This window comes from Gemmata algarum (assembly GCF_034097035.1).
Taxonomy (GTDB): Bacteria; Planctomycetota; Planctomycetia; order Gemmatales; family Gemmataceae; genus Gemmata; species Gemmata algarum.
In genome coordinates this window covers 1-9276 of the sequence record NZ_JAXBLV010000028.1, presented here as the reverse complement: position 1 = coordinate 9276, position 9276 = coordinate 1, and the positions used below count along the sequence as shown (strand labels likewise).

Sequence of the window (9276 nt, the reverse complement as noted above, 5' to 3'; positions counted from 1 at the left end):
CCACTCCCCGAGCCGGGTGGCGGCGGCGACCAGCTGCTCGTTCAGCCGGACGGCCTGGGTGGGGAGCCGGGTCAGGGCGTCGACGGCGCCCCGGAGCCGCTCGGCCGCCGGGCGGTCCCCGGGCAGCGGGTGCGTGGCCGGGCGGAGCGCGGCCCGGACCTCGCCCAGCGCCTGGTCGAAATCGTCCACCCACTCCAGCTCGGCGGCCCCGTTCGTGAGCCCGGTCGTGGACCGGCGGGCCCGCTGCGCCTGGCGCTGGAGCTGCTCGGCGAGGGCGGCCAGCGCGCGCGCCGACGCCGGGTCGGCCGGGAACGCGCGGGCGGCGAGGGCGACCGCGGCGAGCTGCAACTGGAGCGCGTGCAGGCAGTCGTGCAGCGCCTTATACCGGGCCAAGCGGGTGAGCTCGGTGCGCGTGAACTGGAACCGGTCCCGCGCGGCGGTGAGGCGCGCCTGGGCGGCCGGGTCGTCCCGCGCGGTTTTGGTCGCGAGCGCGATCCCCTCCACGAGCTCGCGCACCTGCTCGCGCACCGGGACCGCCCCGGCACCGTTCTGCATCCGGGTCACGAACTGGTGGAGCGCGTCGTCGTTCGGGCGGTCGGTGGTGGCGTGGTCCAGGAGCTCACTGATACGGCCGTGCCGGAGCAGGAGCGTGATGAGGCTCTCGACGGCCACCGGCAGCGTCGCGTTCTGGGGCGCGACCTCATCCATGTTGAGGTCCAGCCGGAACAGCGCGAACCGCCGCAGCTCGCCGAGGTCGAACAGCCGGCACAGGATGTGCGCCAGCTCCCCGATCTGGGGGCCGGTGAGCACGGCGGCGAGCGGGAGTGTGGCGGTCGGCGGCATGGGGCGGGGTTCCTGTGAGGGATCAATGTACCGGCGCCTCGGCCTCGGGAAGTTCCGCGAGCAGCGCCCGCAATTCGGTGTTCGCGCGCCGCCGCTCCGCGGCCAGTTCGACAACCGGGCGAAGTCGGTCCTTCGGATCGATCCAGAGCCACTTCACGACCTTGTAGCAAACGGACTCCAATTCGTCGGCCGGGGCGGCGACCGTGTCGAGGTCCACCCCGACAGCGTCGTCCAGCAGCATGGACAGATCGGATCGCTTCGGGAACTGGTCCAGCAACAGCCCCCGAAGGCGCTGGCGAAGTTCGTGAGCCGCTGTGGGGTTGCCGGGCACGCCCACCGGGCGGCCCGCGAGTTGCGGGTTGTTCGGCCGCAGCACGGACGCGGCCGCGAACAGGTCGCCGATGCGGCCGTTCTGTTGTGCCCACCGAACGAGTGCCTCGATCGCGTCGCTGGTTGAGCCCCTTGGGGAAATCGCGTTCAGATCGACCTTGAGCTCGTTTGCGGCGAGCCGCACAAGGGCGTCGAACCCGAACGCCCCGAGAAGGGCGGCGATCAACTCGTCTGCGGCCGGGACGGCAGACGATTCCGGAACCGCGCACGGCGCGGCGGCGGCCGGAACGGCGGCGCGGGGGGCTTGCCGGACCGCCTCGAACCGGGCCGCGATCACCGCCGCCGTCACCCCGAATTTCTCGCCGAACGGCCGCCCGCCGAGGTGCATGCCGACGACCTCGCCGGTGAGCAGATCCACGATCGGGGCGCCGGCCGTGCCGGCGGCCGTCATGCAGTCGTGGCGGACGGTGGCGCCCGCCACCCCGGTGATCTGACCGAGGGCAACGCGCTTGACGTCGAACACGTCGCCGAACACGCGCCTCACCAGAGTCTGGTCCATTCGCGCGTCGGCCGCCGGGTAGCCGATGACGGCGGCGTGCCGGCCGGCTGCGGGCGGCTGTGCCGACAACCGCAGGGGCGGCGAGAGCGGGCCGTACGGGCCGAACGGTTCAAGCCGGAGGAACGCGACCGACTCCGTGTTAGTCGCGTCGATGTGCAGCACCTCGCGGACGGCGAACGTTCGGGGAGAGACCGATAACCGTTCGACCTTAAAGTCGAGTCTGGCCACCATCAGGTTCAGCGGATTTGGAGCGCCCGGCCGAAACACGTATCGTGGACCACTCGCAACGGCAAACTGCTCGGCAACAAACCCGGCGGTGACCGCTATGTCGTCCGCAATGAGCCACCCGGTCCCCACATAGGGCGAATCCGGATGGTTATCAACCTCGATGCGCCCGACCGCCGGAATAATACGCCGCAGTGTGTCCCGGACCCCTGTAGCACCGAGCCGGGACTCCCAAACCACCCCAACACTGCCGGAGATGTCATCGTTCTCGACCGCCAGTACCGGTCGGCCGAGTCGGAGCACAATACCCTCAAGGTCGAGGGACTCGACCGCTCGCACTCGCTCCGCCGCTTCCGTCAGGAGCGCCTGCTCGGCGGGCACGGCTTGGTTCTCGGTCATCGGGCTCATGACTCGGCAGCTCCCAATCCGGTTCGGGGTTCGTGCGAAGTAAGTCGGACCGCCGCGACGTCTCGTCAACTACCTGCGACCCTTCCCGTCCGGCGGCCGACGATCAGGCCGCATCGAGTTCCTGTTTCAGAGCCTTCAGCTCGGCGTTGTTCGGCCGCTCCTTCATGGCCCGCGCGAGCAGCAGTTGGAGCCGCCCTGGCTTATCCACCCACAGCCACTGAACAAGGTTGAAGCACACCTCGGTCTGATTCGCTCCGCCGGCCACCTGGTCGATGTTCTCGCCCAGTGCGTCTGCAACCAGAATTGTCAGGTCGGCCGGGCGGGGGAACTGATCGAGTAGCGCCCCCCGAAGTCGGCGCTGCTGATCCGCTGCGGAGACGGCCGGGGCAGCCGGAGTACCCGCCTGGGCGGGCAAGAGCTGGCTCAGTGCGGCCATGTCCGGACTGTTCGGCCGGGCGGCCATCACGGCCTTGATGAGCTCGGCCGTCCGCCCCGTGCGCTCGGCCCACATCACCAGCTCGAACGTCGCGGTCGACATGGTGCCGGGCGGGGCGATGGAGGCGAACTGCTCGTTCAGCTCGAACTGCACGATCCGGGATAGCTCGTCGAAATTGAAGCTGGACAGCAGGCACTGCTGGAGCTGCTTCACCTGCTGGCCGGAAAGGCGGCTCATGTGGGTCTCCTGTGGGTGGTCGGGCTTGGCGGGTCACGCCGGGGCGGCGAGCTGTCTCAGAACCGGCTCCGCTCGACCGGCTAGGTCCTGGCGGATGCGTTCGGCCTTCACCCCGCGGTTGTGGTCGGCACCCCCGAAGTGGTGCAGGGCGACCACCTGAAGCGCGGAGTTGAAGCACGGGGACCCGCTCGACCCGCCCTCGGTGTTGGCGTCATAAGAGACCTGGACCGGGGACGGGTTCACGTCCCTCACCGTCCCGATCGCCAGTTTGAGCGGCCGTGCGGCCGGGTGCTGGAGGATGAAAACCGGCTGGCCGATCCGGAACGGCTGGGTGTGCAGCGCGAGCCAGCCGCGCGTGCCGGCGGGCAGGGGGTCGTTGCCGACCGGCTCGGCCAGCCGCAGCAGGGCGAAGTCGAGGCCGCCGTCGCTCACCCGCGGGCTCGTCCCCAGCTTCCAGTCGGCGGCCAGTTTGCAGGTGCGCCCGGCCGCTTCTTTGCCGTCGGAGCCGACCTCGCAGTCGAACCGGAATACCACCCGGTCCGGCTTCCACCCGGTGTGGTCGATGACGTGGAAGTTGGTCAGGAGGATGTCCGGCGCGACCAGGAACCCGGATCCGAAGTCCGCGTTGCTCTCGTTGAGCGGTTGCGGCTCGACCCGGCACACCGCGACCCGGCAGCGGTTGTACCGGACCGCCCACTCGCCGGCGTTCTCGAACGGCACGTCCTCGCGGACGATCCGCTCCTCCTGGCCCTCGGCGGCGTGGGGGAACACGAACCGCCGGCTCAGGTCCTTGAGCTTGGTGCTCCGCGGGCGCTCGGCGGCGGCCCCGGCGACCAGCTCCGGGAGCCGGCCCCGCGCCCGCGTCCAGCCGATCAGTTCGAACGCGATCGACGGCATGTCACCGGCCATCGTAACGTTCTGGAGGGGCACCCCGATGGTGTCCTCGACCAGCATGCGCAGGTCGCTGAGCGTGGGGTACGCTTCCACGAGGGCCTCGCGCAACTCGCGGCGGAACTGGGCATCGGGCGGGGGCATCGGGATCTCCGGTCGGAATCGGGGCGGGTGCGCGGGGCAACCACCCCCAAGGGCGCTCCCAAATAAGGGTCTATAACCCGTACTCATTTGTTGGACCGCTTCATTTCGGCATAAAGTCCGCGAACTGCACCTTGTCTGGAATTAATACCCGTTCCGGAAAAACGCTGCTCGGCAGGTCCGGAAGGCACTTGTATTGATGTAGGCGCCGCAGAATGGCAACGCTGCGGCAGAGACGGTCGGCGTCTTGGAGCGGCTTAAACGTCTCGAAGAGGTACGCGAGGTGAGTGTGAGAGCCGTAAAACTCGTCGTGTCCTTTCTCGCCCCCATGCCAAAATCGGATCCGGAGGACGGTCTCGGCGGGGCGGTCTGCCGCCTCGACCAGAACCCGCTTCTCGGCCACCCGGATCGATAATTCGGCATCGTACCATATAAGCCTGCTATATCCGTATTTCTTCCACGGTATAACGGCACCGTTGTTGCTCTGCAATTTATTAAACAGATCACTCGTATTATCCGGCGGGTTCTTCATCCATGCGACCAAGAGGTCAAGCTGGACAACGCTCTGTCCGACCGGAGTGCCGCGGAGCACGGGATGAAGAGTCGCTGTTGCCGCTGTTCCTTCCGTAACGGCGGTAACGAGCCCCCGATAATCCTCCGGTTTTGAAAGATCGAAGCCCTTATCATTGCTGTAGAGTTGAACAAGTTTTTTGGACGGCCGGACCAAGTTATAAGCACACCACAACTCGGTTGGCGTCAAATCGCCGAACTCGCCTGTCGCCCCCCCGGTGGTTGTCAGTTCGATCCGGTAATCCCCGCTTTTTTGCCATTTGAATGCAGCAGCTTTAGGCTCGTCGGAATTAAATTTGTCCGACATTCGCGAATCAAACTGCACCCCGCCGACATCGGGGGGGCGCTTGTCGGATCCCGTGTTCAAGACCGCCGTGGTGCCTGGCGAGCGGGGCGGGTCCGAGTGAGCCGTGCTGATTGCGGCCCATAAGCCCACGACCGCAACCAGAGAGAGTGAGCGAGGCGAAACCATGACGAGGAGCTCCGGACCAGTCTGCGGGTGTGCTAAACTACCGCGGGGCTCAACACGTCGTTGGGCTCCGCCAAGTGCTCATCTCAGCCGACCGGTTCATCGGCTCCCAAAACCTGGACGTGTGCCCGGAGCCCCTGGGTCCTTTGAGCGCGGGATCCCCGATTTCGACTTGGGATCGTACGACGGCCCACCGCCGCCCTTCGGAGCGTCCGGCTTTCCACCCCCACCCGGTTCCCCCTTCGCGTCGCTCGGCGGATCGAGTGGGCCGAGCCAGGCGACCAGCTCCTTCTCCTTTTTCAGTGCGGGGTAGCAGTCAGAGACTGACTTCATCCACTTGGTAAAAACCTGCTTGGTCAGCAGCTCGGCTTCTTTCGCCTCGTAGTGGGATGCGAACTCCAAGTGCGATTTCTCGAGGAGGGTCTCCAGAAGTTCGCGACTGTTCTTGGCCGCCACAAGAATCTCAAGCTGTTTAGAAGGTTCGAGCGGGGTCATCCGCGCGAGGTCGGCATCGGTGACCGCCCCTGCGGACGAAACGTACGACGCGAGGTGAATGACCGCCTTGGCGATCTCGGCCGGCAATTTCGTCGCACTCAGTTCTTTGGTCGTGAGGTTCGTCGTGAACTGCGGCTTCTCCGTCAAGTCGAGTTTTGCGTTCCGGAACGGGGCCAGTTCCGGTTCTCGCTTCAAACTTGGGTAGGACATCGCCAGCTGCTTCTGCAGAAGCGCCCCGAAGAGTTGGCCGTCCCGTTCCGACTTGACGTACGCTTGCTTGGCGGCCAGGGCGATTTTGGTGGCCGGGGAGAGTTGCTTCCAGGCGGGCCCCTGCTCATCGACCGGGTACCCGACGGCTTTCAGGAACTCATCAGCATGGTCTCGCGGCCCGTCCGCGTAGAACGCCAGCTTCCCCAGCGCGGCCTTAAACCGGTCGGTGTCGCGATCGGGTATGGTCAGCAGCTGTTCCTCGGTGAGCCCGTTGCCCCATTTTTCAGCAACCGGCAGCACCTCGGTCCTCGACTTTTCCGGCTTCGGTGGGTCCGCCGAAACCGGCCCGGTCCAGGTCGCAAGCGCGAACAGCGCCGCGACCAGTTTCCACATACGCATCACTGCTTCTCCTCAGTTTGTGGCATCCCGTCCGCCCCTGACGCCCCTCCATGATCGTCGTAAAGCCTCGCGAGCACCCGTCGCGAGTTCTCGGCTCCTGGCCAGTCGAACGCGACTGCTGCGCAAATCGCAGCAACACCAGGGGCACCGAATCTGCCGGCTTGGCGCATAAGCTCATTTGCCCAAGTGTACGCCGCTACACTCCAAAACACCCACCCATGCGGTAACGCTCTCTCCTGTGAGCCTGATTCTTTGAGCCATTCGCCGGCCGAGATGACCACGGCGGGTCGGAGCGATGGCTCGGTGAAGAGATCTGCGAGCTCATTTACCAGCCCTTCGTCTGGGGGAATGAATGCGGTCAGGGCGATATCCTTCAAAATGGAGAGCAAGACAGACCGGTTTCGCGCTTCGACAGCATTGAAGATCACGGCTTCAGTTGGAGACAGCGGCATCGACCGTTCGATTACAGTCGCACGGTAGGCCTCGAACTCGGTACGGAGTGCGAGGAGGTCGGGAACGTTCGCCCGCTGGTCGGTTTTGAACTGGGCTGCGTGGACTGGTAAGTCGGCCATGCGCGGCTGCTTAGCAGCCCACTCAACCAACTCAAATACAACGACGTCCAACAGGTTTCCGCCGGCGATGCGCGCAAGCGGACAGCCTAAGCAGAAAGCGGTCAATTGCTGGAGCTCCTGAATGGTGTAGGCCTCGCATAGGGCCCGACAGAACCGCTCCCGAAAGCCAACGACGATCCCCATCGCTCGCTCCGACTCGGACATGAGATTCTTTGCGCCGGTAGCTTACACTTTACACTGACAGATATTTCCAGGTCCAACCTGTCCCTCGGATCGAACTCCGAGGCTGCGCGCAGTCCGGGTTGGCCCACTCATTGGTAGGCGCCTCTTCTCCAGTCGCCTTCGGCCGAGACGCCCACTCGCTTGGTGCCCTCAGCGGAAGCACAGCTCGGGGTCGCCGACGCAGATGAACCCGAGCGGGTCGTGGGTGAAGTGCAGGACCGACAGGTCCCGGCCGCCGTGGTCGGTCGCCTGCTTCTGGGTGATCCACTCCCCGCGGGCGTGGATCCGGGCCCCCGCGACCAGCCCGTCGATCGGCTCGGTGATCCCCATCCGGTCGCCGAACCTCACGGCCAGGAACACGTCCTCGCCGGTGTCGAGCGCCCGGGTCACGTCCCCCTCCACCCCGACGGTCGCGTCGACGAGCTCCTCAATGGTCAGGAGGAGGTGGTGGTGCTTCGGCGCCTTGGTGTCGTCCGGCTCCCGCTCCCGCAGCACGGCGATCACCTCCGCGACCTCCCGCGGCCGCGGCCCCCGCGGGGGCCGCCGCTTCCGCTTCTGGCGGCCCTCGAGGCCGAGCGCCTCCTCGACGGCCTGCTCCCCCTCCTGGCGCCGGGCCCGCTCGAAGCTCTCCAGGAACGCCTCGACCGACTCGAACTTCCCGAACGTCTGATCCGCCATGCCCCGCCTCCTCAGTGGTGAAACCGTCCCGCGGTCAATCCCCGTTCACGATCTCCCGCCAGGACACGAGCCGCATCCCGGCCGGCACCTCTTCGTCCGCCCGGGCCGGTCGCGCCCGGCGCCCCCGACGCTCTGCCGGGTCAGGTGCTTCCAGTCGAACCAGAAGATCTCCTCGAAGTACCCGGCGATCTCCTCGTCGGCGAAAATCAGGCTGGCGTCCCGGTTCGCCAGCGCCCCCTGGTTCGTCCAGTTGTGGCTGCCGACCAGCACCCGGGCCCCGTCGACGATGATCCCCTTCGTGTGGCACCGGTTCTGGAGCCGCACCTTGCCCATGTCGAAGCCGCGCGCCTGGAGCTGCTCGAGCGGGCCCACCGGGGCGAACTCCCCGCGCATGATGATCCGCACGTCCACGCCCGCCTTCTGCTTGGCGAGCAGGGCGTCGACCAGCGCGGCGAACCGCGGGTCGTTCTGGTCCCCGCCGTTCCGCGGCGCGAGCAGGCTCAGCGACTGGTTCTGGAACAGGACCCGCCGCTCGGCCGATTCGATCAGCGCCAGCACGTGCTCCTGGTAGTTGTCCGGGGTGAGCAGCGGCCGCACCCGGACTTCCCGGGAAACGGTCAGCGGCTTGAAGTACCGCGGCTTGCCCGCCGGCACCCGCTCCTCCACGGCGGCGTCCACCAGGAACAGGGCGGCCGGCGGCGCCGGCCCCTCGGTCGCCGCGTCCGCCGCGTCCGCCTTGGCGTTCTTCAGGTCGTACTGGATGAACTTCTCGAACTGCTTGGCGAGTTTCGCGCTCTCGATCACCACGTGCCACTCGCGGTTGTGGCTCATCAGCAGGTCCCAGGACGTCTCGCCGGCGGCGAGCCCGTGGTCCGGCTGGTTGGACGACTGCCAGTTCCCGCTCGACAGCCAGAGCGCCTTGGAGTCCCGGACGGCCACCTTGATGTGGTAGGCGGACGCGAACTGACGGCCCTTCCCGACCGACGCCCGCGCGTGGTCGAACCGGCCCCCGAGCGCCGCCCGGTACTTGGCGAGGGTCTCCGTCTCGGCGAGGTCGAACTTCTTGCCCTGGAGGGCCTCGCCCTCTTGCAGCACGAGGGCCAACCGCCGCGGCTCGTCGCGGACGGCGTCGAGCACCCCGTCGATGATGTGCGGGGCGGTGAAGTCGTACATCCCGACGACGAGCCCGGTCTTGGTCTTCTGGAGGAACTCCCGCAGCGTCGGCCAGCCGGCGTCCGGGCTGACGTGGACGGTCACCGTCATCTTCTCAGTGACTTCCTCCAGCTCGAAACCGGCGGGCTTCTTGTAGGTCGTCCGGGGGAGCCCCTCGAGCGACTCCAACTTCTCCTCGGCGGCGGCCACGTCCCACGGGCCCGCCGCCCGGACGTCAACCGGGAAGCCGTGGAGCTCCGCCGGGAGGCCGACCGACTCCGGGGTGCCCGCCGAACGATCTCGGAGGACGACGACGACGGCCGGGTCGGGGGTGATCCACCCGTTGCGGAACAGGTACCCGTCGCGGACCGCGAGCACACCGGCCGGCCCCTTCACCCGCTCGCGGGCGGCGGCGACGGCTTCTCCGATCGCCGCCGGC

General features: G+C 67.1%; 9 protein-coding genes. All 9 read right to left on the bottom strand.

Features of this window, described 5'->3' with window-relative positions; all coding sequences use genetic code 11:
* Positions 1 to 843: effector-associated domain EAD1-containing protein (locus R5W23_RS04690; RefSeq protein ID WP_320685332.1), on the bottom strand; the 843-nt coding region annotated here is incomplete at its 3' end.
* Positions 844 to 865: 22 nt separating this feature from the next.
* Complete coding sequence (locus R5W23_RS04685) at positions 866 to 2365, bottom strand: effector-associated domain EAD1-containing protein (RefSeq protein ID WP_320685331.1); 1500 nt, start codon at positions 2363 to 2365, stop codon at positions 866 to 868.
* Positions 2366 to 2468: 103 nt separating this feature from the next.
* Complete coding sequence (locus R5W23_RS04680) at positions 2469 to 3038, bottom strand: effector-associated domain EAD1-containing protein (protein WP_320685330.1); 570 nt, start codon at positions 3036 to 3038, stop codon at positions 2469 to 2471.
* A gap of 33 nt (positions 3039 to 3071) precedes the next feature.
* The gene (locus R5W23_RS04675) at positions 3072 to 4073 is read right to left on the bottom strand and encodes a trypsin-like peptidase domain-containing protein (protein ID WP_320685329.1); all 1002 of its coding nucleotides are present in this window, start codon (positions 4071 to 4073) and stop codon (positions 3072 to 3074) included.
* A gap of 100 nt (positions 4074 to 4173) precedes the next feature.
* Positions 4174 to 5112 (bottom strand): hypothetical protein, encoded by a 939-nt coding sequence (locus R5W23_RS04670; RefSeq protein WP_320685328.1) that lies wholly within the window; start codon positions 5110 to 5112, stop codon positions 4174 to 4176.
* Between the two features lie 96 nt (positions 5113 to 5208).
* Positions 5209 to 6213, bottom strand: coding sequence for a hypothetical protein (locus R5W23_RS04665; protein ID WP_320685327.1), 1005 nt, complete (start codon positions 6211 to 6213; stop codon positions 5209 to 5211).
* Positions 6213 to 6968 (bottom strand): effector-associated domain EAD1-containing protein, encoded by a 756-nt coding sequence (locus R5W23_RS04660; RefSeq protein WP_320685326.1) that lies wholly within the window; start codon positions 6966 to 6968, stop codon positions 6213 to 6215. Before R5W23_RS04660 ends, R5W23_RS04665 begins: the two co-directional genes overlap by 1 nt.
* A 189-nt stretch (positions 6969 to 7157) precedes the next feature.
* Entirely contained in the window at positions 7158 to 7685 is a 528-nt protein-coding gene (locus R5W23_RS04655; RefSeq protein ID WP_320685325.1) for a hypothetical protein, read from the bottom strand.
* A 45-nt stretch (positions 7686 to 7730) separates the two neighbouring features.
* Positions 7731 to 9276, bottom strand: a 1546-nt coding sequence (locus R5W23_RS04650) for a phospholipase D-like domain-containing protein (protein ID WP_320685324.1), incomplete at its 5' end; no start/stop codon positions are given.

What these genes read in the sequence shown, in the direction of transcription:
- R5W23_RS04685 (WP_320685331.1), bottom strand. Translation starts at nt 2,365, where the DNA reads ATGAGCCCGATGACCGAGAACCAAGCCGTGCCCGCCGAGCAGGCGCTC.
- R5W23_RS04680 (WP_320685330.1), bottom strand. Translation starts at nt 3,038, where the DNA reads ATGAGCCGCCTTTCCGGCCAGCAGGTGAAGCAGCTCCAGCAGTGCCTG.
- R5W23_RS04675 (WP_320685329.1), bottom strand. Translation starts at nt 4,073, where the DNA reads ATGCCCCCGCCCGATGCCCAGTTCCGCCGCGAGTTGCGCGAGGCCCTC.
- R5W23_RS04670 (WP_320685328.1), bottom strand. Translation starts at nt 5,112, where the DNA reads ATGGTTTCGCCTCGCTCACTCTCTCTGGTTGCGGTCGTGGGCTTATGG.
- R5W23_RS04665 (WP_320685327.1), bottom strand. Translation starts at nt 6,213, where the DNA reads ATGCGTATGTGGAAACTGGTCGCGGCGCTGTTCGCGCTTGCGACCTGG.
- R5W23_RS04660 (WP_320685326.1), bottom strand. Translation starts at nt 6,968, where the DNA reads ATGGGGATCGTCGTTGGCTTTCGGGAGCGGTTCTGTCGGGCCCTATGC.
- R5W23_RS04655 (WP_320685325.1), bottom strand. Translation starts at nt 7,685, where the DNA reads ATGGCGGATCAGACGTTCGGGAAGTTCGAGTCGGTCGAGGCGTTCCTG.